A 23,525-nucleotide genomic window follows, 5' to 3' on the forward strand; every position below is an offset into this window, starting at 1 on the left:
ATGCGAAAGCTCATCGAGGCCGCTAACCTCGTCCTCTCCCGCAGCCAGCCCTGGGTCAAACATGCCACCACCTGAACATGGTTGCTCCACCACGCCCTCTGCGGGGCGCGGTCCCCCTCCCGCCGCTAAGCGGAGGAGGTGAGGGTTACGCTGTTTTTCTGCAGAGAACACTCAGCCATTTCTCGTGGGCGCGTTCCGGGCGGCTATCACCGCCGACACTGAGAGATATCAACTCCAGGCCGCCCGCCTCGGCCAACAACGCTTCCGCACCCGCTTCATCGAGGTCCGTGAAATGGCGTCCATCAGCTTCACGTTCCCCGGCGTCATACTTGAAGGACATCCACAGTGCGCCACGAGTCGCAAGCGAATCCAGCAGGCGGCGCATGACACCTGAAAGCTCGTTGCGCGGTACGTGTAGCAACGAGGCGCAGGCCCAGATACCGTCGAAAGTCTCGCGCCAGTCCATCTGATCGAACGTCATGACCTGGACAGAAAGACCTGTGTGAGCGCGGGCCAGTTCTGCGAGCCTGCCAGAAGCCTCGGTCGCGGTGACATGGAAGCCAGCCCTGTGGAAGAACAGCGCGTCGCGCCCGGACCCGCAGCCGGCGTCGAGAATGCGGCCCCCTTCGGGCAAAAGCTCGACAAAGGCTTTCCAGCCCGATGGCACATCGACGCCCACGTTCCGCTCGAAAAACGCCTCGGCGTTATTCTCGTAGAACTGGATCGTGCTCACCTCAGAGCGCCTTGACCCGGTTCACATGGCCCATCTTTCGGCCCGGCTTGGCGTCGCGCTTGCCGTAGAGGTGGATGCGGGTGTCGGGTTCGTGGGACAGCCGTTCCCACGCGTCGACCTCGTCGCCCAGCAGGTTCAGCATCTCGACGCGGGCGTGGGGGGTTGTCGGGCCCAGCGGCCAGCCGGCGACGGCGCGGATGTGCTGTTCGAACTGGTCCACCTCGCAGCCGTCCTGGGTCCAGTGGCCGGTGTTGTGGACGCGCGGCGCGATCTCGTTGACCAGCAGCCGGCCATCGGCGAGCTCGAAGAGTTCGATGCCGACGACCCCCACATAGCCCAGGCCGCCCAGGATGCGCGCGGCGATCCGCTCGGCCTGGTCGGCCAGCGCCGGGCTCACAAGGGCGGGGGCCAGGCTGCGGCGCAGGATGCCGCCCTCGTGGTGGTTTTCGGCGAGGGGATAAACCGCGGTCGCCCCGTCCCGGCCTCGCGCGGCGATGATCGACAGTTCGCGCACGAAGTCGGCCGGCGCCTCAAGGATGACCGGCACGCTTCCCAGTTCAGCGAAGATGCGTGCCGCGTCAGCGGCGTGTTCCACCCAGCGCTGGCCCTTGCCGTCATAGCCCTCGCGGCGGGTCTTCATCAGCACCGGCGCACCCATGGCCTGGGCGGCGGCTACGGCCTCCTCAGGCGTCGCGGCCGCCTGGAAGGCGACGGTCGGCGCGCCGTTGGCGTTCAGAAACTGCTTCTCGGCCACCCGGTCCTGGGCGACGGCCAGGGCCTCGGGTCCCGGCGCCACCTCGACGCCCATCGCGCCCAGCGCGAGCACAGAGGCGGCAGGCACGTTCTCGAATTCGTAGGTCGCCACACTGGCCACAGCGGCCAGCGCCCGCAGCGCTGCGTCATCGGTGTAGGGGCCAACGATGGTGTGGGCGGCCACGCGACCAGCGGGACTGTCGGCGTCGCGCTCCAGCACGGCGACATCAAAACCCAGGCGGGCTGCAGCCTGGGCCAGCATGCGGCCCAGCTGTCCGCCCCCCAGAATGCCGAGGATAGAGCCGGGGGGAAGGGGAAACTCAGCCATCTTGTTCGGTTCTACTCGACCGCTTCGGCGACGCCGGCGGTCTGGTCGGCGGCGAATGCAGCCACGCGTAAGGCCAGGGCCGAATCCGACAGCGCCAGGATCCGTGCAGCCAGCAATGCCGCGTTCTTCGCCCCCGCTTCGCCGATCGCCAGCGTGCCCACCGGGATGCCGCCGGGCATCTGGACGATGGACAGCAGGCTATCCATCCCCTTCAGCGCCTTCGACTCGATCGGAACGCCGAGTACCGGCAGGTCGGTGAGAGAGGCGGTCATGCCGGGCAGGTGCGCCGCGCCGCCGGCGCCGGCGATGATCACCTTGAAGCCAGCGGATTTGGCGCCCCTGGCAAAGTCGTACATCCGCTCGGGCGTGCGGTGGGCCGAGACCACCCTAGCCTCGTAGGCCACGCCGAGGGCATCCAGCATTTCGGCGGCGAGACGCAGGACGGGCCAGTCGGACCGGCTTCCCATGATGATGGCGACGGGCGCGCTCATGTGTGCTGCATTTCCTGCCTGAACCCCGGAAAAGGCGCGGAGTATAGGCGCCGCCTTTGCGCGCACAACCGACCCCGGTTAGAAACCCTTAACCCATAAAGCGTCGAATGCCGTTAACCGTTCTGGAGGCGGGACCATGAAGGTCACAGGTGCACGCAATGAACCGCTTCCCGGCGTCCGCAGGACGGCCGCGGCCAGCGCTTCTGCGCCGGTCGGCGGACCGGCGCGGGCCGACAGCACGAGCTTTCTCGGCGTACCGGCCGTGGAGATGACGCCGGCGGTGCTGGCGGCGATCCAGATGCTGCTCAAGGACCTCGACGCGCTGCGTGAGGAGGTCGGACAACTCAAGGGTCGCCTGAAGGCTGCCGAGGAAATAGCGGACCGCGACACGCTGACGCCGCTACTGAACCGCCGGGGGTTCCTGCGGGAGTTCAGCCGGGTGCGCACGTTCGCCGAACGCTACGGATCCTCGGCCAGTCTGGTCTATTTTGATCTGGACGGCTTCAAGGCGATCAATGACCAGTATGGCCACGCCGCCGGAGACGCGGCGCTGCTGACGGTGTCGGAACGGCTGCTGACCCATGTTCGCGAGAGCGACGTCGTGGGGCGTATGGGCGGCGACGAGTTCGCCGTGGTGCTGGTCCAGACCGATCTGGCCACAGCCGAAAGCAAGGCGGCCTCCCTGGCGGCGGCGATCGAAGGCGAGCCGGTGGTCTTCGCCGCCGGGTCCGCCACGATCCGGCTGAGCTACGGTGTGCGGGAGATCGTATCGAACACCGAGCCCGAGGCGATCATCGCCGAGGCGGATGCGGCCATGTTCGCCGCCAAACGCCAGCGCAAGACCGGTTAGAGCGGTTTGAGGAAAAGTGGGAACCGGTTTTCCGCCCGCAATCTGCTCTAGACATATGGCGGCGATCACGTTTTTCGAGACCGGATTGATTCAATCCAATCTCGACGTGATCTAGGCGATGATGTCCGGGTTCAGGTAGTCCAGAACCCGCGCAATCTCGTCCTTGAGCGCCAGCTTCTTGCGCTTGAAACGGGCGATGACGATCAGTTCCGGCAAGGGCGCATTCGACAGGGCCTGGATTGCCGACTCCAGATCGCTGTGATCCTGCCGAAGTTCGGCCAGACGCGCTTCAAGCGCCGCTTCGGTGAAGGTTGAATAGTCCATGATCTGCGCCTGATCCTATCCGAGGACCCTGGCAAGGTCAGCCAGCGCCTGAGCAGGCGGCGCTTCGCCCCAGGCGTCCGCCGCCGCCGAGAGCGCCTCGAAGGCGCCGACGCCATGCCCCTGGTCGGCGAGGCCTGCCAGTGTCTCCATCAGCAGGCGTTCCGCGGCCAGTTCAAGCGTCTTCACCTTTTCCCGGAACGCCTCGCGCGCGCCATCGTCGATGGGGGGAAGCTGCGTCTTCAGCGCGCGGCGGGCCTGGCGAAGCGGGATCAGCGCCGTCTGGTCCCAGGCCCGCGCTGTCGCGGCCGCCCGGTTCAGCAGGCTCCTGTCGGTAGCCCGCGCGTAGACCGCCCAAAGCAGATAGGAGGTGTTCTGGCCGTAGTTGTCCTGCAGCGCCAGGGTGGCGTCGGGAACGCCCGGCTGGTCATAGGCTGCCAGAACCCACGCCCATATCGCCACCGTCATGCGTCTGCCCTGGATTGCGGGCCGATGTCCTCGCCCCAACGCTTTACGGGCTGCCATGACAGACCAAACAAATCCAGCACGCGGCCCACCGACTGGTCGACCATATCGGCCATCGACAGGGGTTTCGCGTAGAAGGCCGGCAACGGCGGGGCGATAACTGCGCCCATTTCGGACAGTTTCACCATGGTGCGAAGATGACCCAGGTGCAGCGGCGTCTCGCGCACCATCAGCACCAGGGTCCGCCGCTCCTTGAGGGTGACGTCGGCGGCCCGGGTCAGCAAAGAGGCGGTGACCCCACTGGCGATCTCGCTCATGGTCCGGATGGAGCAGGGCGCCACCATCATCCCCAGGGTGCGGAATGAGCCCGACGCGATCGAGGCGCCGACATCGCCTGCCTTGTGCGCCACATCGGCGCGCGCCTGTACGTCGGCCACCGACAGATTGGTCTCCTGCGCGAGGGTCAGGGCCGCAGACCGGCTCATCACCAGATGGCTCTCCACGCCCAGATCGCGGCAGGCGTCCAGCGCGCGCAGGCCATATGCCACGCCCGACGCTCCGGAGATCCCCACGATCAGCCTTGGCGTTTCTGTCTCGACCATCAAGGGGGGTCCTAACGCGGGAGGGCGCCGAAAGATCGGCCAGCTTCAAGCAAACATATGTGATCTGACAGCGACGCAAAGCAGGCGTTTACTACGGCGTCGTCCAAAGCGAGGAGACTCTCCGCATGGCGCTTGAAGCCCGCATCCGGGAACTGGGTTCCCGTCACCAATCCCTGGAAACGGCCATCCAGGATGAACTGAGACGACCGTCATCCGACGATCTTCGATTGCGCGAGCTGAAACGACAGAAACTGCGACTGAAGGAAGAGATCGAAACGCTCCGCAGCAACTTGCATTGACGCGAGCGTCCCGCCTCTTGATGAGGCGGGAGCGACCCCATCAATCCTCGTCGGCTTCGTCCTCGTAGACCGGCTCGGGCGCGCTTTCTGAAACAACGCCGGTTTCCGAGGCCGGGCGCAGGGTTTCGCCCTCGGGCTCGATCTCGCCGCGCTTTGCGGCTTCCGTAGCGCGTTTGTCGGCGGCCTTCCGGACCACGGCATCCAGCTCTAGCTGGGTGGAGAGACCCAGCGTCACGGGGTCCACCGGCTTGATGTTGGCGGAATTCCAGTGGGTACGGTTGCGCACCTGCTCGATAGTGGCCTTGGTGGTGCCCAGCACCCGAGACAGCTGGCTGTCCGGCACTTCGGGGTGATTGCGGATAAACCAGGCGATGGCGTCCGGGCGATCCTGGCGGCGCGACACCGGGGTGTAGCGCGGCGCCTTCTTCACGGGCTTCAGCAACTCGGCATGGCGGCTCTTCTGGGCCTTCATCCGGTAGGTCGCGGTCTTTTCCGCAGCGTCCAGCTCATCACGCGAGAGCTGCCCATTGGCGATGGGGTCTGCGCCGCGAATGTCACGCGCCACCTCGCCGTCGGCGATCCCCTTCACTTCCAGGGGATGGAGTTCACAGAAGTCAGCGATCTGTTCAAACGTCAGCGAGGTGTTGTCCACCAGCCATACGGCAGTCGCCTTGGGCATCAGAATGTTGGTCATGTTCAGTCTCGACAGCCTGATCTCGGAAACGAAGGCGCCCGGCCTTTCGGCCGGGCGGGTAGGATTTCCATATAGGCCGGTTATCGACGGCTGAAAACGATCTTCTGAGGACGACCTCAGAAACCGAAGATCCAGTCGCCGGTGAGGTCTGCGGACTGGACGCCCACCAGGATCACCTGATCGCCCGGACCCAGGGTGATCACCGTGTCGGCGCCGACCTGGGCCATCGTCCAGGTATTGCCTACCGCGATCTGAAGCCGGTCGCCCTCCAGGATGTTGAAATCCAGGATCCGGTCGATACCCGAGCCCACAAAAATGTTGAACACATCAGCGCCCGCGCCCCCGGACAGTGTATCCGAGCCCAGGTCGCCCGAGATGAAGTCCGCACCCGGGCCGCCCTGAGCCACGTCATCTCCCTGACCGCCCCGAACCGTGTCGGCGCCGGCGCCGCCGTCAAGCGTGTCAGAGCCCAGGTTTCCGTAGACGAGGTCCGCGCCATCCTCGCCGAACAGGTGATCATTATCCTTGCCGCCGACCACCCAGTCATCGCCTGCGCCACCGGAGCCGGTGTCATTGCCGACATTGCCGTTGATGTCGTCGAAGCCTGCGCCGCCGGTGATGGAGTCGTCTCCGTCATCGCCACGCAGATAGTTGGAACCTGATCCGCCATCGATGGTGTCGCGGCCTGCGGCGCCGAAGATGCGGTCCGACCCGGCGTTTCCGCTCAGCTCGTTGGCCAGGGCGTTGCCGTTCAGGGTGTCAGCGCCGAAGCCGCCCATGGCATTCTCGATCTGGGCGCCCTGGGCCACCGCCACATTGCCGGTCAGGCCGCCGACGTCCGAAAAGAATCCCTCGCGCAGGTCGATCAGCTGCGCCTGGGAATAGCCGGAGAAATCGAAGGTATCGCGCCCGCCGGCGTCCCACACTGCAAAGATCAAGCGGCTTGAACTGTTCGCGGCGCTGAACCAGGCCCGATCGGCCGTGGCGTTGAACCCATAGACGGTATCACCCGTCCGCGTGGACATGTTGGCGCCGTACTCGATCTGGGCGCCGCGGATGTCGTCCAGAAGCGGGACACCCGAATAGCTGCCCCGGAAATTGCCGCCGGTGTTGGTCTCCGAGAAGTAGCTCATCACTGTATATTGCCGGGAGTCCTCAAAGTACTCGGCGCTGGCGGCATAAGTGACCCTGGCCTCCCCGCTCGAGTTGTAGGCGCCGGGATGAGCAAGCCCGATAGCATGACCAATCTCATGGACAAGCACCTGGGAGCCATAGTTTCCAGTGGTCGGAAAGGCATTGGAACTTGTGCCGATATTGATCCAGACGTCGCCGGACGAGCTGCTGAAGTTCACGTTGCCAGGGTAGTAGGCGAACGCCGCCGAGCCGCTTTCACCGGTGGAATAGTTCGAGAAGAGGATGGTCGCCTGGTCTGTGTAGGCCGTCTCGCCGTCGGTGCTGGACCCGGCCCCGACCCGGATGAACCGGATGTTCGCGACATCGGCCCAGGCCTGCAGCGCCTGCTCGGCCTGGAGTATCTGGGCGGTGTTGAAACGCTGGAACCCGTCCGTATCGCTGGGCATGCGTATCGGCGCGGTGGCGCGAAAGCCGTAGGTGACGGTGAAGGCGGCGCCGGCGATACCGCCCCAGCCCGGCGCGGGCGCCATGGTGTCGGGATTGAAGCCGGTGAGTTGCAGCCCGGCGCGATCAATGGAGAAGCTGGCCTTGCCATTGACCGTGGCGACAGCGCGATCATCGGCGTTCAGATAGCCCTGCGGGGCCCCGCCGTCGCCGACCAAACCTGCGTCCTGAAAACCCGCGGCGCCCGAGCACAACGGGCACTGACAACGCGCTTCCTCGCCGTCACCGGCAAACGGACGCGTGTTCATGAAGCCGTTCGTGATCGGATCGGCGTCCAGCTGCGGTGTCGAAAGGTCATCAGGGGTCATCATCAACTCAAGCCTGGCCCGCTCTCCCAAAGTTCCCCTGAGATTGGGCCGTTCTGCAAAAGCCACGCCAAACGAACCGGCCCGGATACAAGTATGTACGGCGACGATATCGATCTGGTTGTGGAGAGCCTGCCCTATTTTTCGGGAAGCGACTAGACTCTATGTTTCGCGTTAAGGTTTAGTTGAACGCCTGCCGCCCAACGATCTTCAGGCCATATCCGCCGGAACCCGGCAGCACCGTTTGCGATGAGCTCAGCAGCGTCATGTCGCGCACCCCCAGATCCAGCAGGATCTGGGCTCCGATGCCGTAGTCGCGCAGGATGTTCTCGGAGTGGTTGGCCTGGGGCTGGCCGTAGCGCTCCGACAGCCAGTGAGGATTGGAATCCCGGATGAAGACCGCCACCGCCGCGCCGTCATATTGCGCGAGCGCCTTCAACGCCTTGGGCACATAGTCCTGACGCGCTTCCACGGCGCCCAGCATGTCGGTGGCCATATCCACGCGGTGCATCCGCACGAGGGTGGGTTTGTCGGGATCGATCTTTCCCCGGGAAAGTACGACATGCTCGGTCTGGTCCAGGCTGTTGCGGTAGATCACCATCCGGAACTTGCCGCCAAAGGTGCTCTCGAACGGGGTTTCCAGTACACGCTCCACCTGACGCTCGGTGCGGCGGCGGTAGGCGATGAGGTCGGCGATCGTGCCGATCTTCAGGCCGTGCAACTGGGCGAAGGCCACCAGATCCGGAAGACGCGCCATGGAGCCGTCGTCCTTCATGATCTCGCAGATCACGCCCGCCGGGTTGAGGCCGGCCATGCGGCTGATATCGACCGCCGCCTCGGTGTGGCCGGCGCGGACGAGGACGCCCCCGTCCCGGGCCACCAGCGGGAAGACATGGCCGGGGGTGACGACGTCCTCGACGCCTTTGGTCGGGTCGACGGCCACCGCAATCGTGCGGGCGCGATCGTGGGCCGAGATACCGGTGGTGACGCCCTCGCGCGCTTCGATCGAGACCGTAAAGGCCGTGCCATGGCCTGACTGGTTGTCCGTCGACATCGGGGGCAGTCGCAACTTGCGGGCTCGCTCGGCGGTAATCGACAGGCAGATCAGGCCGCGGGCGTGCTTGGCCATGAAGTTGATCTGTTCGGGTGTCGCGAACTGGGCGGGGATGATGACATCGCCCTCGTTCTCGCGGTCCTCGGCGTCAACCAGGATGTAGGGTCGACCGTTGCGGGCGTCCTCGATGATATCCTCTATCGGGCTGATGGCGCTGACATCGGCATTGTCGCCGGAGCCGGGGGCGTGCGGGACCAGGTAGGGACGCTTCATTGACCGGACCTCATCTGTGTAAACTCAAAGACCTGCTCGGCGACCGTATCGAGTTGCCAAGCGTCGCGCTTGTCCCTGACGGTGCCCGTTTCGTCAAAGAGTGCTGATCCGCCAGCGAGCGTGGCGCCGAACGGCGTCGGCCAGCCCCTCAGCGCATGAATGATGGAACGCAGCGCCATCAAGGTGGTGCCGCCCGCCTGCCCGCCCTCGGCGGTAATCACCGCGCCCACGGCCTTGCCGCTGAGATAGGGTGAGGTGTCCTTTGAGGTGAACTCCAGGGTGTCCAGCGCGTTCTTGATTACGCCGGAGATGGAGCCGTGATAGCCGGGGCTGGCCACCACAAGACCGTCTGCGGCGCGAACGGCGTCGATCAAAGCCTGCTGGCTGTCGGAGATCTCGCCGGGCCGGGGGTCAAAGATCGGCAGGCTCCCCAGGAACTCCCCGCCCAGCAGCCGCACCTCCGCGCCCAGGGCCTCGGCCCGGCGCAGAGAGCAGGCCAGCGCCTTCTCGGTGGAGGAACCTGCGCGGATCGTACCGCCCAGCCCGACGATCAAGGGGCGGCCAGCGCTCATATGGCCGCCACAGCGACGGCCCGGGTGAAAAGGTGTTCCATAGCCGGACCTGTAAGCCGGACAATCCTCGGGCGCCAGTCCCCCCAAACCCGAGGCAGAGCCTTGCGAATGCAGCGGCCGTGGATGCCTGGACCCTTTCGTCGGCCCGCCGGCTTGCGCAAACGTCCCGCAGATCACCCAGCTTAGCTCTGAACAGGGCGCATTTTGTCCTGTTGCGGTTGCCGGTAAGCCATAACCCGGATCGCACGGGATCAAACCTGTCGCAGTGCTCCGGATCCGCCGATAGTCTTGGTCGATGGGAGTGTGCGCGATGCGGAGTGGTTGTGGGGCCGTGTTCGCCCTGTTCTGGACGCTGGTGTTCGCATCGCCGGCCCACGCCGGCCCACCGCCGGAGCCGCCCCGGGCCTTGCGCGCTCTGATCGGACAATACGGCGAACCCGCTGACGTTCTGACGCTCTATGAGCGGAACGGGACGCTGTACGCCCTGGGCGAAGGGATCAGCGCCACGAGCCTGATCGCCAGCGGCAATGGCCGGTTCCGGACACCGGCCGGGGTCGAGGTCCGCACCAAACGCGGCGGTGTGTCCCTTGCAGGCGTTCGGCGGGTCCGGCGTGACTTCGGCGCCGAAACCGAAGCGGCCATCCGGCGCACGGTGAAGGCCGACCCGGCCGCCCTGCGCGCCTTGGCCGCGCGCGCTACGCCACCCGTCGAGGCCGCCCCGGCGCGTCCCTCAGACCTCGTGGATCTGGCGTCGGTTGATCCGACCCTGCGGTTCGACATCCGCTATTCTACATCGAACAACTTCATGGGCCTGCCGCTCTATGACCGGCCGGGCGCCTACCTCCAGCGCCCGGCGGCCGAAGCGCTGGGCCGGGTGCAGCGCGCGCTCCGATCGCAGGGCTACGGCCTTCTCGTGCACGACGCCTACAGGCCCTGGTCAGTGACCTGGATGTTCTGGGAGGCGACGCCTGAGGCCAGCCGGATGTTCGTCGCCGATCCAGCCAAGGGGTCACGGCACAATCGCGGCGGCGCGGTAGATCTCACGCTCTATGACCTGAAAAGCGGCAAGGTGGTCGAGATGCCCAGTCGCTACGACGAGATGTCGCCCCGCGCCTATGCGGATTTTCCGGGCGGGACCTCGCGCCAGCGGTGGCTGCGCGATCTGCTGCGTCAGGCCATGACCGCCGAGGGTTTCGAGGTGCTGGCGGAAGAGTGGTGGCATTTCGACTATCGGGACTGGCGACAGTACGGGATCGGGACCGCGAGTTTTGCGGAGTTGTCGGCCCGGCGACCTCAGAACTGACCTGAACGCCCCTCGCCGGCCGCGAACCGGCTGGCGCCTTCGACGGCGGATCCGGTGCGCAGGGTCTCCAGGCCCACCTTGACCTCGAACGCCTGGGCCTCATCCCAGCTCAGCGACCACTGCTCCAGAGCCGAGAGCCGGTCGTTGCGCATACAAAGCTGCGGGAAAGCGCTGATCTGGCGCGCCAGTTCCAGCGCAGCGGCCAGCGCCCCGCCCTCGGGCGCCAGCCGGTTGGCCAGGCCGATGTCGAGGGCCTCCTGGGCCGAAACCGCACGCCCGGTCAGGATCAGATCCATGGCCCGGGAGGCCCCGATCAGGCGCGGCAGGCGGATCGTGCCGAGATCGATAAGGGGCACGCCGAACCTTCGGCAAAACACGCCGAACGTGGCGCCTTCGGCCGCCACCCGCAGGTCGGCCCAGCAGGCTACTTCCAGCCCGCCAGCCACCGCCGGACCTTCGATGGCCGCGATCACCGGCTTGCCCAGCTTGAGCCGCGTACAGCCCATAGGGCCAAAGTCGCCGTCGGACTTTACCGGGTTGCCGGACCCTGTACTGATGGCCTTCAGGCCGGCGCCGGCGCAGAAGTAACCCCCGCGTCCTGTCAGCACCGCCACATCAAGGCTGTCATCAGCGTCGAACGCCTTGAAAGCGTCGTACAGCGCGGCCGCTGTTGCGCCATCGACCGCATTGCGGCGCTCCGGGCGCTCAATTGTTATGATCGCAATGCGCCCGTCGCGTTCCGAGCTTACAGTTGACATGGACGGGTTTTCCCAAGCGCACGCTCGCGCTTGCGACCGTACGTAAGGTAAGGGCAAATGCGCCCTGGATGGTTCACGAAGGGGAAGAAGATGGGCAAGGCCAAGCAGCACGGGTTTTCCAAGGATCGCCTGCAGCGGATCGATCGCTTCCTGCAGGAGAAGTATGTGGCCTCGGGCCGCATGCCCTGCGCCCAGTTCGTGCTCGCCCGCGACGGAGAGGTGGTCCACCAGTCGGTGCTGGGTCAGCAGGACCCTGAACGCGGCGTCAAACTGGCCGAAGACAGCGTCTATCGCCTCTATTCCATGACCAAGCCGGTGGCCTGTGTGGCGTTGCTGACGCTGGTGGAAGAGGGGCTGATCGCGCTTGATGATCCGGTGGCCAAGCACATTCCGGAGTGGGCGAATCTCGGTGTCTTCGCCGCCGGCGTCGGGCCCTGGCTGACCACGCCGACCGCCCGACCGATGCAGGTGGTCGACCTGATGCGCCACACGTCGGGCCTGACCTACGGCTTCCAGAACCGCACGAATGTCGACGCCGCCTATCGCAAGCTGAAGCTGGAGAACATGCATGGCGAGCATGATCTGGAGGCGATGATCCAGATGCTGGCCAAGCTGCCGCTGGAGTTCTCGCCGGGCGAGGCCTGGAACTATTCGGTGGCGACGGATGTGGTCGGCTATCTGGTCCAGAAGGTCTCGGGCAAACCGCTGGATCAGGCGCTGCAGGAGCGCATCTTTGACCCGCTGAAGATGGTCGATACCGGGTTCCATGTTCGCGAGGACCAACGCGCCCGTTTCGCCGCCTGCTATGAGGCCGTGCCCGGCGGCAAGATGAAGCTTCAGGACGACCCGGCGAAGAGCCCCTACCTCTCGCCCCCGAAACTGTTGTCCGGCGGCGGCGGACTGGTGGGCACAGCGGCCGACTACATGCGGTTCGCCACCATGTTGACCAACCGGGGCGAGCTGGACGGCGCAAGGATCCTGGCGCCCAAGACGGTCGATCTGATGGCGTCAAACCACCTTCCCGGCGGACAGGACCTGACCGAGCTGTCGCGGTCGTTGTTCTCGGAAAGCACCAATGCCGGCGTGGGCTTTGGCCTGGGTGTGGCGGTGGTGTTTGATCCGCCCCAGACCCTGATCCCCTGCAGCCAGGGCGAATTCTACTGGGGCGGAGCGGCCTCCACCGCGTTCTGGTGCGACCCGCTGGAGCAGGTGACGGCGGTGTTCATGACCCAGCTTCTGCCCTCGTCGACCTATCCGATCCGGCGTGAACTCAGGACCCTGGCCTATTCGGCGCTGATGGAGACGTATGGCTGACGGTTTCCTTCGCCTCGACGCTGGCTGGCGTCGCCATGCCGGTGTCGGCGGCGTCACCATGCGGGCGGGTGTGCAGCATCCGTGATTTCCGCCAGCCGCCCCAGCGATAGTAGGCGGCGGCCAGCACCAGGCTCATAAGGCTGCCGGCCGGGAAGCTGATCCATATGGCGTCGGCGCCCAGCATGGGCTCGAGGATATTGGCCAGGGGGACCCGAACGCCCCAGAGCGCGATCACCATGGCGATCAGGGGCGGCCAGACGGCGCCGGTCGCGCGCACGATGCCGGTGAAGATGAAGGCCATTCCGAACGGGATGAAACCCCAGAGCACGATGGAGTTTATGTGGATGGCGACCGGCAGGGACGGGCTGGAAGCCGGCAGAAAGGCCCGCAGAATGAACGGGTCCAGCAGATATATCAGGACGATCGGCACGGCCGAAAAGACCCCCGCGTAGAGGACCCCGACCCGGGCGATCTTGCCTACACGGTCCATGTTGCCCGCGCCCACGTTCTGGGCCGCCATGGATGACACGGCCGCGCCCAGCGCCATGGCCGGCATCTGCACATAGGTCCACACCTGCACCGCCGCGCCATAGGCCGCCGCGGTGGTCACGCCATAGGAGTTCACGAAGCTCATCATGGTCACAGCCGCCAGGCTAATGACCATCATCTGGAACGCCATGGGCAGGCCCTTGAACAGGAGCCCCTTGGCGACCTCGAAGTCTGGCCGGAAAGCGCGCCATTCGGCACGGCTCAGCACCAGAACGCTCTTCTTGCGATAGAGCCAGGCGATCATCACCGCCAGCGTCGTGCCCTGGGCGATGAGCGTGGCGATTGCCGACCCCACGATACCCAGCCGCGGAAACGGCCCCACGCCGATCAGCAGCATCGGACTCAAGCTCATCTCAAAGACCACGGCGATCAGCGAAAAGTAGAATGGCGTCCGCGAGTCTCCGGCGCCCCGCTGGCCCATCATCAGGAAGGTGAAGAAGTAGATGATCGGAATGGCGCCGAAGATGATGCGCAGATAGGCGGTGGCCAGCTCCCGGGCGCCCTGCGGTGTGCCCATGCCCGCCAGGATGGCCGGCGTCAGCGTAAAGCCCGCAATGCCGACGGCGACGGATATCGCCAGGAAAAACAGGGTCGCCGTGCCCACCACGCGGGTGGCCAGCGCGCGGTCATCGGCGCCCACTGCCTGGCCAATCATGATGTTGGCGGCCATGCTCATGCCGAACATCGCGCCCATCATCAGGAAGAAGATCTGGTTGGAGTTGGAAATCGCCGTCAGAGCCGACTCGCCCAGTACGTGGCTGACCCAGATGGCGTTGGCCGAGCCATTCATGGATTGCAGAATGTTCGTGCCCATGACCGGCAGGGCGAACAGGATCAGCGTCTTGCCGATGGGGCCGGTGGTGAGGTCGGGACCCCGGCGGCGGCCCATGGCGGGCGGCCCTCCCGGTTGTCGCATCCCGTCCGTTCGAGCCTCCACCGTCGTTCTCCAGGTGCGAAACACGGGCTCACCCGGCCCATGATTTATGTTCACATACCGATTCTAGGACGCGCGCGCTGCCCCAATCGACCGTCGAGGGAGTCTTGAGGGGTTTTCATTTCGCGCTATGACCACCGAATGACGCTCAAGATCCTGCAATTCGGAACCACCGGCCAGCTGGCGACGGAGCTGCTGCGCCAGGCGCCGGCCCACGATGTGGCGATTACCGCCCTGTCCCGCGCCGACTGTGATCTGGCCGATCCTGAGGCTGCGGCCCGCAAGGTCGTCGAGATCGCCCCGGACCTTGTGGTGATCGCTGCGGCCTATACGGCTGTGGATCTGGCGGAGACCGAACAGGACCTGGCGCGCGCGATCAATGCTGCGGCGCCGGGCGCCATCGCGCGCGCCTGCGCGTCCTCGGGGGCGGCGCTGGTGAACATCTCGACGGACTATGTGTTCGATGGCGCGGGCGGCGCGCCCTATGCCGAGGACGCCGCCACCCATCCGCTGAATATCTACGGATTGACCAAGCTGGAGGGTGAGCGCGCCGTGCTGGCGGCCTGCGACCGGGCGGTGAATATCCGCACATCCTGGGTCGTGTCGGCCCACGGCAAGAACTTCGTGAAGACCATGCTGAGGGTTGGCGCGGCGGGAAATCCGTTGCGCGTGGTCGACGACCAGCGCGGCAGACCCACCTCGGCGGCGGACCTGGCGGGGTTCATCCTCTCCCAGGCGGAACGGCTGGCGGCGGCGAAGGCTGGCGACCCGGCGTTCGGGACCCTGCACTTCGCCAACAGTGGCGAAGTGAGCTGGCGCGGCCTGGCGGTGGCGATCTTCGCCGAGGCCATGGGCGACAATGCACCTGAGGTGGCCGCGATCACCACGGCGGAATACCCCGTCCCGGCGGCGCGGCCGCTGCGGGCCACGATGGACACGACGCGACTTCAGCAGGTCTTCGGCATCACGCCGCGACCCTGGCAGGCGGCCCTTTCGGATATCCTGACAGAGTTGAAGGGCTAGGCTCCGGCCAGCCGGCTCCTCGTTCGGCCATAGGCCAGATAGACCAGCAGGCCGACGATATTCCAGATCACGAACATCACCTGCGTCAGGCCCGCCAGGCTGGAGAACAGGTAGGTACACCCGCCAATCGCCAGCGGCCCCACAGCCCACCAGAGCGGCGTGCGGAACGGTCGCGCCAGCTCCGGTCGCTGAACCCTGAGGATCATCATCGCCAGCGCCGTGGCGATGAAAGCGGCGAGCGTTCCGGCATTGGCTACCTCGGCGATGAACTTCAGGGGCAGAAATCCGGCCATGGCGGCGGCGCAGACGCCGGTCAGGATGGTCACGGCCGCCGGCACCCCTCGTGCATTCACCGCCGAAAGCTCCCGAGGCAGCAGACCGTCCCGCGACATGGCGAAGAACACCCGGCTCTGGCCAAACATGAAGGCCATGATCACTGTCGGCAGCGCGATCACCGCCGCCGCCGCGATCAGGACGGCCACCAGAGGATAGCCCTCTTCCCGCAGGATGAAGGCCAGCGGCTCGGGGCTCTTGGCGAAAATCTCGAAGGGCATCGCGCCCAGGGCGGCGGCGGCCACCAACATGTAGATCGCCGCGCAGGCCAGCATGGAGCCCACGATAGCTATGGTCAGGTCGCGGCCCGGGTTCTTCGCCTCTTCCGCCGCCGTGGAGATGGCGTCGAAGCCGTAGAAGGCGAAGAAGATCACCGCTGCCGCCGCCATCACGCCGATCTTGGTCTGCTCGCCGTCGATCTCATGGGCGCTGAAACCGAAGGGCATGAAGGGCTGGAAGTTTGCGGCGTCGAAACCGGGCAGGGTCAGCGCAACGAAGGCGGCCAGGGCGACCACCTTGAAGATCACCAGATAGAAATTGATCGTGGCGCTCTCACGGGTGCCGATCAGCAGCAGGCCGGTGACGGCGAGCGTGATCACCACCGCCAGCAGGTCGATGACCCCCGGCGTCGCACCCCAGGGCCCGGCCGCCAGCGCCGCCGGCAGGCCCCAGCCGTGGCTGGCCAGGAAGCCGTTGGCATAGCCCGACCAGCCGACCGCCACTGCAGAACAGACCACGGTGTATTCCAGGATCAGGCTCCAGCCGATGATCCAGCCCACCAACTCACCCATGCCGGCGTAGGAATAGGTATAGGCCGAGCCCGCCTGCGGCATCAGGCTCGCCATCTCGGCGTAGCAGAGGGCGGCGAACGCACAGACCACGCCGGCGATGGCAAATGACAGAATGACCGCGGGTCCCGCCTGGCCGGCGCCAACGCCGATCAGCGTGTAGATCCCTGTACCGATGATCGCGCCGACGCCCATCGCCATCAGCTGCGGCCAGCCCAGCGTCGGTTTCAGGTGGTGACTGCCAGGCGCACGGGCCTCGGCTTCAACCGGCTTTCGGCGTGTCACAAAATCCATGGCGTTCCCCCGATTGTGGCGTGAGAATGGGCGCGCCGGCGGTGGCTGCCAAGCCCCGCCTCGGGGAGGCTGCATGCGACGTTTGATTCTCGCCCTGACACTCTGGTGCGCCGCCGCGCCGGCTATGGCCGACGACACGGCCCTGAACAGACTGGTGGCCGACTACGACGCCTATGTCCTGTCCCAGGACCCGGTCATGGCGGGCCGCGAAGGCGACCGCCGCGCTCTGGGTCGCCTGGCCGATCCGTCGGCCGGCGCCGATGTGCTTCGGCGCAGCAGCTATGAGGAATTCGCGGCGCGGCTGGCTGCAATTGAACCGGGCGGCCTCAGCGCGGACGCGCGCCTGAACCGCGACTTCCTAGCCTGGACGCTGGACCGGCGCCTGCAAAGCCTCGGATTCGACGAGGCGCGGACGGCCTTCAACAGCGACTGGGGCTTTGACCAGGAGTTGGGCTATGTGGCCTCCACGACCCGGCTGGACACCGAAGCCGACGCCGAGGCCTGGATCGCGCGCCTGCGGGCCTTGCCGAAATTCTACGCGCGGAGCCTCGAGAACGCCCGGCGTGGCGTGAAGACCCGCTTTACCCAGCCGCGTTCGACAGTGGAGTCTGTGCTGGCCCGTGCGCGAGCTGCTGCTGCCGCGCCTGTCGAGACTGACCCGCTGCTGAAGCCCTTCGAGGGCTCCGGCATCGATCCCGCAAAGCTTGCGGACCTGAAGGCCACCGCCGCGAGCGTGGTGCGTGAACAGGTCCGGCCGGTCCAGCGTGAGTTCGCCGCCTTCCTTGAAGCCGAGTACCTGCCGGCCAGCCGCAAGGCTCTCGGCGTTCGCACGGTTCCGGGTGGCGAGGCCTACTATCGCTGGCTGGTCGCCGATCATACGACCATCGACCTGACGCCGGACCAGATCCACGACCTGGGCCAGGCCGAGGTCGCCCGCATCCGCGCAGGGATGGGCAAGGTGATGGCCGAGACCGGGTTCACCGGCGACCTGCCGGCCTTCATCGCCATGCTGCGCAAGGAGCCGCGCTTCTACGCGACCTCGCGCCAGCAACTCCTGGAGAAGGCGTCAGAGATCACCAAGCGGATCGACGACAAGCTCCCCAGCCAGTTTGGAACCCTGCCGCGCCTGACGTTCGGGGTCCGGCCGGTCGCCGCCGAGATCGAGGAACGCTATACGACTGCACGCTATTTCCAGGGTGCGCCGAAGCTGGGGATCGCCGGCGGGTACATGGTCAACACCTCGCATCTGGATCAAAGGCCGCTCTACGAACTGCCGGCCCTGTCGGCCCACGAGTCGGTTCCCGGCCACCATCTGCAGATCGCACTCGCACAGGAACTCTCCGGCCTCCCGTCGTTCAGACGAAATGCCGGCGTGACCGCATTCACCGAGGGTTGGGGGCTCTACGCCGAGCGGCTGGCCGGTGAGATGGGCATCTACCGCGATCCCTATGAACGGTTGGGCGAACTTTCGATGGAGATGTGGCGCGCCTGCCGGCTGGTGGCTGACACCGGGATCCATTGGAAGGGTTGGACGCTCGATCAGGCCCGCCGATGCTTCACCGACAACAGCGCGCTGTCGCAGCTCAACATTGATGTGGAGCTGGCCCGCTACGTATCCTGGCCAGGCCAGGCGCTGGCCTACAAGGTCGGTCAGCTGAAGATCCTTGAACTTCGGGAACGCGCCAGGACCCGACTGGGTCCACGCTATGATCCCCGCCGATTCCACGACGCCGTCCTGCTGGCAGGACCCCTGCCGATGTCCCTGCTGGAGGCGCGGATCCAGGCCTGGATTGAGGGAGAGGCGGCGTCGCCGTCCTAACGGGCGCTCAGACATCGGACACAGGCAGGAACCTGATCCATGTCGCCGGACGACAGGTCCAGCCTCGCGGCCTCTGGCGTCCGTTGAAATTCCGCCGCAACATGTGCGCCTGAGTTTTCACCCCAGAATGCGCAACGCCCGAGGAAATCCCCATGTGTGACGACGACATCCATGTAGGTCTGGTTGAAGAGCCCAAGCCATCACGTCGTACTTTCGGTCTGATGACCGTGGCCGGAGCCGCCATGGCCTCCAACGCCTATGCTGGCACAGTCACCGAGAAGGACGTCGAGGTGAAGACCGCCGACGGGATCTGCGACGCGGTGCTCTACTATCCTACCGGCAAGGGGACCTGGCCTGCGGTGCTGATCTGGACCGACATCATGGGTCTGCGCCCGGTGTTCCGTGAGATGGGCAAGCGTCTGGCGGCCCAGGGCCACGTCGTGCTGGTGCCGAACCCGTTCTATCGTTCGAAACGCGCGCCCGTGGTGGATGCGACCTTCGATTTTTCCAAGCCGGAGGAGCGCGCCAAGGTCTTCGCCTTGCGCAGCGCCATGACCAACGACGGAATCGACCGCGACGCAGCCACCTTTGTGGCCTTCCTCGACGCCCAGCCGCAGACCAACAAGAAAAAGAAAGTGGGCGTACAGGGTTACTGCATGGGCGGACCCCTGTCGTTCCGGACGGCCGCGGCGGTTCCGGGCCGGATCGCAGCTGTGGGCAGTTTCCACGGCGGCGGCCTGACCACCAAGAACCCCGACAGCCCCCACCTGCTGATCCCGAAGACCAACGCCGCCTATCTGGTGGCTGTGGCGCAGAACGACGACAAGCAGCAGCCGGAGTCCAAGGATATCCTCAAGGCCGCCTTCGCCGAGGCCAGGAAGACGGCGACGGTGGAGGTTTATCCGGCGGCCCACGGCTGGTGTGTACGCGGCAGCGCCGTCTACGACGAGGCGGCGGCCGAGAAGGCCTGGGCCGAACTCACCAAGCTGTACAAAGCGCGGCTCGGTTAGGGCCAGACCCGGGCCCGGCGCGTCGTTCTGGGGCGCGTCGGGACTCGCCTTGCAGGGGCGCCGGTTTGCTCCCGGCCTGCTTTTTGCCTAGAAGGCTCGTTAATCCTCCGTCCTGTACCGGGCCGGAACAACCGAAGCATGGGACGAGGCCGAGGGCTCCGATCCTGAAAAATGCGCGGTGATGGTGGAGCTTGATGGCGTTGGTGAGGACAGGACCGGGATCAAAAGCGCGTGCGCGTCGGGTTGTGGCCGAGGCTGTGATCGTCGGCATTGCGGGCCTCAGCGCGGTGGCGGTGGCCCATGCCTCACTGCTGGCGCCCGCTCTGATCGCGGGCAGGACTGTGCCACAGTCAGCGACCGCTGTGGCCGTGGCGGCGTCTTCGGCGCCGGCGGAAAATGACGTCCTAATCGCCTTTCAGGAGCCGGTGCCCGGGCATGCCGTAGTGTCGCCCTTTGGCCTTCGCCAGTTGCCCTGGGAAGGCTCGGGCCGCTTGCACGAGGGCGTGGACATCTCGGCCGACGCTGGGGCCGCTGTGCGCGTCGCGGCGGACGGTGTGGTGATCGCTGCGGGCGAAAAAGGCGGCTATGGCCGCTATGTGGCCGTGCGCCACGCCGAAGGGTTGACCACGTTCTACGCTCACCTGGGCGAAATTGCCGCCGGGATGAAGCCTGGTCTGGCCATGGCGGCGGGGGAAACTCTGGGCCGTGTGGGCTCGACGGGAACCTCGACAGGGCCGCATCTCCACTTTGAAATCCGCGATGAACAGGATCGTCCGCTGAATCCGGCGATGTTCCTGGGCAAGGCGTTCGCCGAGGCCGGCGATCTGCCCCTCGACCTGGCCAAGCGCTATTCGGGACGGGTGCGGATGGCGCAGGTCTCGCGCATTCCGGCCAGCAAACAGGCGCTGATGGATGCCCGTGCAGGCAAACCCATCGTGTTGCGTCGCACCACCGACGCGGAAGACCTGGCCCAGGCCGAGCGTAACCTGCAGGGCCAGGCCCGGGAAGCCGCCATGAGCGAGCGGATCGACGGTCTGAAGGGTCTGGCGATCGGACCCGACGGCCGCCCGCGCGCCCAGCTCAGCCTCTAGGCCTGCCGGGACCCGTGGCCGCACCCCGCTATCAGGGCGAACGAGTCGATATCGGTGGGCGCCATCTACGGGTGGCGCGCGCCGGGCCCGTGTCTGGCGGTCCCCTGATCGTCTGCGAACATGGCGCCTATGGCTCGGCGACCGACTGGGCGGTGGTGCAGGCGATGCTGGCAGCCGGCGGGCGTCGCAGCCTGGCCTATGATCGTGCAGGCCTCGGCTACTCCGATCCCGGCCCGGAACCCCGGGATGGCCGAGCCATCAACGATGATCTTGAGGCGTTGCTGGAGGCCCTGGGCGAGACGGCCCCAATCCTGCTGGTAGGCCATTCCATGGGCGGGCTGATGGTCCGGTTGTTTGCGCTTGAGCGGACGCGGGCTCTGGTCGGGCTGGTGCTGGTGGATGCGGTGACGCCGGATGTGCTGGGCCTGCCGGGCGTGGCGCCGGGGGTGCAGGTGTTCGGGCGGCTGCTGCAGGTGGTGAGCCGGGGCGCAAAGGCAGGCCTGATGCATCCCGTCTCGTGGGTGGCGGGAAATCCCATCGAACTGCCGGGTGAAGCCGGCGCGGAGAAGCGCCGCATCCATGCCTCCGCCTCCCATGCCCACGGCGCGGCGGCTGAAGTGGTCTGCTGGCCCGAGACGTCGCGGATGGCCGGCGCCGCCGACCTTCCGCTGGATCTTCCGGTGGCGGTGGTGACTGCGGGCCCGTCGCGCGGCGGCGGCGCGCTCAAACGGGTGCAGGAGGCCCCGGCGAAACGCGCCAGGGCCGGCCATGTGGAGCATGTGACCGCCGCCAATCACGCCAACCTGCTTGGTCCACGCTTTGCGGCCGCCATTGTACGTGGCGTTGATCACGCCCTTGGCAAGGACTCCTGACGCAGCTCCCGATCAACGAGGCCGGCGGCCGCCGCCAGCCGGTCGGGGATCAGATTTGCCGCCGTCCCGTCCAGCGCCGGGCAAGTGATCAAGCCGTCCTCGCAGATCATGGCCGGAAGCCCCCCACGGGCGGCGGGCGGCAGAGCCTGCAGGGCGGCCTGCTGGTCGCGGGGCAGGCTCCGGGCCAGTCCTGCCAGCCGGGTGAGCTGGCCATCGCGATCCAGCGCGGCGATCTCGAACCGCCCATCCCAGACCACAGTCTGGCCGCTGGCGACCTGCAAGACGGGCGCGCCTGACCGCGCGATCTCGCCAGCCTCGCGGAAGAAGCGAACCTGCGCCAGATCAGCCTCAATCCGGGACCCGGCAAGGGTCGCGACGACGGCCCCCGGGCCGCGCAACGCTTCAGCGACGCGTTCAATCCTGGCGGTGGCCGGCCGGCGGGCGCCACCGCCGGCGCACACGCAGGCCATGGCGACAAGCCTTTGAAGGTCCGTCGCCGAGGCGTTCCGTAGTTCCTGGCGTGGGATCATGATCATTCCGGCCTGATGGGTGGCCCGGCTGGCCAGGACCAGCGGCGGGTCTGCGATGCGATCCGAAGGGGCGCCGACCAGGATCTCCCGCCGGGCGCGGGGGCGGGCGTAGCGCAGGTCAGCGTTCGCCGGATCATCGACCCAGCGCTGGCCCCCTGCGGTCAGCCAGGCGCGCAGGTCCGCGCGGCGCAGATCCAGCATGGGGCGCAGAAGGAATAATCCGCGTCCCTCAGGCCAGGCGGGCGACGGCGCCCATTCGCGAGGATCAGGCGTGGTGGATCCGGCGCGCCGCATGGCGTCAGCTTCCAGCCGGTCATCCCCGGTATGGCCCAGCAACAGCACGGAGGCTCCGGCTTCTCGTGCAGCCTCGGCCAGCAGGCGGTGGCGCGCCGTACGTGCGGCGGCGGGCAGGCCGGTGGCAGGCTTGCCGCCGGTCCAGGTCAGCGCGCGAAATCTATGGCCGAGGGTCGCGGCGAGTTCCGCGCAGGTGGCGGTCCAGCCCGCGGCTTCGGGCTGCAACCCGTGATCCACCGACAGGACAACCACGGGCCGCGCCGCCTCTCGCGCCCAGTCATGGATCATCAGGGTGAGCGCAACGGAATCGCCGCCGCCTGACAGGCCAACGGCTATGGGTTGGGTGGCGTCCCTCAGCAGCCGCCGGCCCAGGACCGTGCGGACGACCGCCTCTAGGCCGCGCACTTCGCCTGGGTGCGTGTCGCGGCTGCGCGGCTGGCGACGTTCGCCGGAGGCTTGGGGTAACGACGCATGAATTCCGCCAGGGTCTGACAGGCATCCGCCGGCTTCTTGAGGGCGACGAGGGATCTGGACAGTTCAACAACTGCGTCGGGCGCCCAGGGGGTCTGCGGCCAGCCGCGCATGGCGCCGATATAGGCCTTGGCCGCGTCGGCGTGGGCGGCGCGGACAGTCAGGGTCTTGCCCAGCCAGTAGCGGGCCTCGGGCGTGCGCGAGGCGTCCGGCCAGGTTTCCACAAACCCTGCAAAGGCGGCTTCGGCGGCATCGTAGTCGCCGGCCAGCATCAGTTGGCGGGCCTGGGCGAAGTCCTTGGCCGGATCCCCCGGCGCAGCCGCCTGAGGCGGGGCGTCGGGTTCGGGCGGCGGCGCGTTGATCTCGGCGAGCTTCTGCTCCAGCGCGGCCAGACGCTCGGTGAGCGACTGCACGTCGCGCTTCAAGGCGATGTTTTCCCGGCGCGCCTGATCGGCGTCGCGGGTGACGCTTTCGAATGATCCGTTAAGACTGCGCAGGGTCTGCTCGAGATCACTTAGCCGGACAGCCATTTCGCCCATCCGGGCGTCGGTGTCCGCCGGCTGCACGACCACCGGCTTGCCGGTGTCGCGCAGCTGGAAGACGATGGACCGGAGTTCGCGCACCACCTTTTCCATCCGCTCCACCCGCTTGGCGTCGCGGGCGTCGAGAGGATCCTCCATCGGCGTCTGCGACCAGACCGGCCCGGCGCTTGCCAGGACAGTCATGGCCAGCAGGGCCAAAAGGGAGCGGTGCGCGCGCACGTC

The 23,525-nt window shown here is 66.6% G+C and carries 24 protein-coding genes; 9 read left to right on the forward strand and 15 right to left on the reverse strand.

The window, feature by feature from the left end; translation table 11 throughout:
• Positions 1-145: 145 nt before the first annotated feature.
• Genes ACIQ3B_RS06165 through purE form a run of 3 tightly spaced genes read right to left on the reverse strand, consistent with a single transcriptional unit; the run spans position 146 to position 2,305 of the window.
• Entirely contained in the window at positions 146-733 is a 588-nt protein-coding gene (locus ACIQ3B_RS06165) for a class I SAM-dependent methyltransferase (protein ID WP_397400673.1), read from the reverse strand.
• Position 734: 1 nt separating this feature from the next.
• Positions 735-1,814 carry a 5-(carboxyamino)imidazole ribonucleotide synthase gene (locus ACIQ3B_RS06170; protein WP_397400675.1) on the reverse strand — a complete coding sequence of 360 codons (1,080 nt, stop codon included), beginning with the start codon at positions 1,812-1,814 and terminating at the stop codon, positions 735-737.
• Positions 1,815-1,825: 11 nt separating this feature from the next.
• Positions 1,826-2,305 (reverse strand): 5-(carboxyamino)imidazole ribonucleotide mutase, encoded by a 480-nt coding sequence (gene purE / locus ACIQ3B_RS06175; RefSeq protein ID WP_397400677.1) that lies wholly within the window; start codon positions 2,303-2,305, stop codon positions 1,826-1,828.
• Positions 2,306-2,441: 136 nt separating this feature from the next.
• Here purE and ACIQ3B_RS06180 point away from each other — a divergent pair, with 136 nt between their 5' ends.
• The gene (locus ACIQ3B_RS06180) at positions 2,442-3,155 is read left to right on the forward strand and encodes a GGDEF domain-containing protein (RefSeq protein ID WP_397400679.1); all 714 of its coding nucleotides are present in this window, start codon (positions 2,442-2,444) and stop codon (positions 3,153-3,155) included.
• Between the two features lie 111 nt (positions 3,156-3,266).
• On the opposite strand, the gene ACIQ3B_RS06185 is transcribed toward ACIQ3B_RS06180, so the two are convergent.
• The 3 genes from ACIQ3B_RS06185 to ACIQ3B_RS06195 are packed head-to-tail and all read right to left on the reverse strand — an operon-like array spanning position 3,267 to position 4,543.
• Entirely contained in the window at positions 3,267-3,479 is a 213-nt protein-coding gene (locus ACIQ3B_RS06185) for a YdcH family protein (protein ID WP_397400681.1), read from the reverse strand.
• A 15-nt stretch (positions 3,480-3,494) separates the two neighbouring features.
• Complete coding sequence (locus ACIQ3B_RS06190; RefSeq protein ID WP_397400683.1) at positions 3,495-3,944, reverse strand: TIGR02444 family protein; 450 nt, start codon at positions 3,942-3,944, stop codon at positions 3,495-3,497.
• Positions 3,941-4,543, reverse strand: coding sequence for a UbiX family flavin prenyltransferase (locus ACIQ3B_RS06195; RefSeq protein ID WP_397400685.1), 603 nt, complete (start codon positions 4,541-4,543; stop codon positions 3,941-3,943). Before ACIQ3B_RS06195 ends, ACIQ3B_RS06190 begins: the two co-directional genes overlap by 4 nt.
• 125 nt (positions 4,544-4,668) lie before the next feature.
• Here ACIQ3B_RS06195 and ACIQ3B_RS06200 point away from each other — a divergent pair, with 125 nt between their 5' ends.
• Positions 4,669-4,842: a YdcH family protein gene (locus tag ACIQ3B_RS06200; protein ID WP_397400687.1), complete on the forward strand. Its 174-nt coding sequence runs from the start codon at positions 4,669-4,671 to the stop codon at positions 4,840-4,842.
• Positions 4,843-4,882: 40 nt separating this feature from the next.
• Here ACIQ3B_RS06200 and ACIQ3B_RS06205 read toward each other — a convergent pair whose 3' ends face one another.
• The 4 genes from ACIQ3B_RS06205 to ACIQ3B_RS06220 form a co-directional block, all read right to left on the reverse strand.
• Positions 4,883-5,536 carry a DUF1013 domain-containing protein gene (locus tag ACIQ3B_RS06205; RefSeq protein ID WP_397400689.1) on the reverse strand — a complete coding sequence of 218 codons (654 nt, stop codon included), beginning with the start codon at positions 5,534-5,536 and terminating at the stop codon, positions 4,883-4,885.
• Between the two features lie 116 nt (positions 5,537-5,652).
• Positions 5,653-7,485 (reverse strand): M10 family metallopeptidase C-terminal domain-containing protein, encoded by a 1,833-nt coding sequence (locus tag ACIQ3B_RS06210; RefSeq protein WP_397400691.1) that lies wholly within the window; start codon positions 7,483-7,485, stop codon positions 5,653-5,655.
• Between the two features lie 175 nt (positions 7,486-7,660).
• The gene (gene ribB / locus ACIQ3B_RS06215) at positions 7,661-8,806 is read right to left on the reverse strand and encodes a 3,4-dihydroxy-2-butanone-4-phosphate synthase (RefSeq protein WP_397400693.1); all 1,146 of its coding nucleotides are present in this window, start codon (positions 8,804-8,806) and stop codon (positions 7,661-7,663) included.
• Positions 8,803-9,378: an NADPH-dependent FMN reductase gene (locus ACIQ3B_RS06220; RefSeq protein ID WP_397400695.1), complete on the reverse strand. Its 576-nt coding sequence runs from the start codon at positions 9,376-9,378 to the stop codon at positions 8,803-8,805. Before ACIQ3B_RS06220 ends, ribB begins: the two co-directional genes overlap by 4 nt.
• Positions 9,379-9,709: 331 nt before the next feature.
• On the opposite strand from ACIQ3B_RS06220, the gene ACIQ3B_RS06225 reads away from it, so the two are divergent.
• A complete protein-coding gene (locus ACIQ3B_RS06225) occupies positions 9,710-10,681 on the forward strand; it encodes a M15 family metallopeptidase (protein ID WP_397400697.1) in 972 nt (323 codons plus the stop codon).
• Here ACIQ3B_RS06225 and ACIQ3B_RS06230 read toward each other — a convergent pair.
• Entirely contained in the window at positions 10,672-11,439 is a 768-nt protein-coding gene (locus ACIQ3B_RS06230; protein ID WP_397400699.1) for a crotonase/enoyl-CoA hydratase family protein, read from the reverse strand. The genes ACIQ3B_RS06225 and ACIQ3B_RS06230 overlap by 10 nt on opposite strands.
• Before the next feature lie 90 nt (positions 11,440-11,529).
• Between ACIQ3B_RS06230 and ACIQ3B_RS06235 the strand changes: the two genes are divergently transcribed.
• Positions 11,530-12,753, forward strand: coding sequence for a serine hydrolase domain-containing protein (locus ACIQ3B_RS06235; RefSeq protein WP_397400701.1), 1,224 nt, complete (start codon positions 11,530-11,532; stop codon positions 12,751-12,753).
• On the opposite strand, the gene ACIQ3B_RS06240 is transcribed toward ACIQ3B_RS06235, so the two are convergent.
• Positions 12,710-14,191, reverse strand: a complete 1,482-nt coding sequence (locus ACIQ3B_RS06240; RefSeq protein WP_397400703.1) for an MATE family efflux transporter — start codon at positions 14,189-14,191, stop codon at positions 12,710-12,712. The genes ACIQ3B_RS06235 and ACIQ3B_RS06240 overlap by 44 nt on opposite strands.
• Before the next feature lie 186 nt (positions 14,192-14,377).
• Here ACIQ3B_RS06240 and rfbD point away from each other — a divergent pair, with 186 nt between their 5' ends.
• Positions 14,378-15,259 carry a dTDP-4-dehydrorhamnose reductase gene (gene rfbD / locus ACIQ3B_RS06245; RefSeq protein WP_397400705.1) on the forward strand — a complete coding sequence of 294 codons (882 nt, stop codon included), beginning with the start codon at positions 14,378-14,380 and terminating at the stop codon, positions 15,257-15,259.
• On the opposite strand, the gene ACIQ3B_RS06250 is transcribed toward rfbD, so the two are convergent.
• Entirely contained in the window at positions 15,256-16,674 is a 1,419-nt protein-coding gene (locus ACIQ3B_RS06250) for an amino acid permease (protein ID WP_397400707.1), read from the reverse strand. The two genes, rfbD and ACIQ3B_RS06250, sit on opposite strands and share 4 nt — an antisense overlap.
• A gap of 73 nt (positions 16,675-16,747) precedes the next feature.
• Here ACIQ3B_RS06250 and ACIQ3B_RS06255 point away from each other — a divergent pair, with 73 nt between their 5' ends.
• From ACIQ3B_RS06255 to ACIQ3B_RS06270, 4 genes are all read left to right on the forward strand, one after another.
• Complete coding sequence (locus ACIQ3B_RS06255; protein ID WP_397400709.1) at positions 16,748-18,493, forward strand: DUF885 domain-containing protein; 1,746 nt, start codon at positions 16,748-16,750, stop codon at positions 18,491-18,493.
• Positions 18,494-18,645: 152 nt separating this feature from the next.
• Positions 18,646-19,503: a dienelactone hydrolase family protein gene (locus ACIQ3B_RS06260; RefSeq protein WP_397400711.1), complete on the forward strand. Its 858-nt coding sequence runs from the start codon at positions 18,646-18,648 to the stop codon at positions 19,501-19,503.
• 194 nt (positions 19,504-19,697) lie between these two features.
• Positions 19,698-20,594: a M23 family metallopeptidase gene (locus tag ACIQ3B_RS06265; RefSeq protein ID WP_397400713.1), complete on the forward strand. Its 897-nt coding sequence runs from the start codon at positions 19,698-19,700 to the stop codon at positions 20,592-20,594.
• A 14-nt stretch (positions 20,595-20,608) separates the two neighbouring features.
• Positions 20,609-21,466, forward strand: a complete 858-nt coding sequence (locus tag ACIQ3B_RS06270; RefSeq protein WP_397400715.1) for an alpha/beta fold hydrolase — start codon at positions 20,609-20,611, stop codon at positions 21,464-21,466.
• Here the strand turns inward: ACIQ3B_RS06270 and tilS are convergent.
• Both tilS and ybgF read right to left on the reverse strand, forming a co-directional pair.
• A complete protein-coding gene (gene tilS / locus ACIQ3B_RS06275) occupies positions 21,442-22,695 on the reverse strand; it encodes a tRNA lysidine(34) synthetase TilS (RefSeq protein ID WP_397400717.1) in 1,254 nt (417 codons plus the stop codon). The genes ACIQ3B_RS06270 and tilS overlap by 25 nt on opposite strands.
• A complete protein-coding gene (ybgF, locus tag ACIQ3B_RS06280) occupies positions 22,683-23,486 on the reverse strand; it encodes a tol-pal system protein YbgF (protein ID WP_397400719.1) in 804 nt (267 codons plus the stop codon). The genes tilS and ybgF overlap by 13 nt, the downstream gene beginning before the upstream one ends.
• Between the last annotated feature and the right edge of the window lie 39 nt (positions 23,487-23,525).

Source organism: Phenylobacterium sp., assembly GCF_044358365.1.
Lineage (GTDB): Bacteria > Pseudomonadota > Alphaproteobacteria > Caulobacterales > Caulobacteraceae > Phenylobacterium.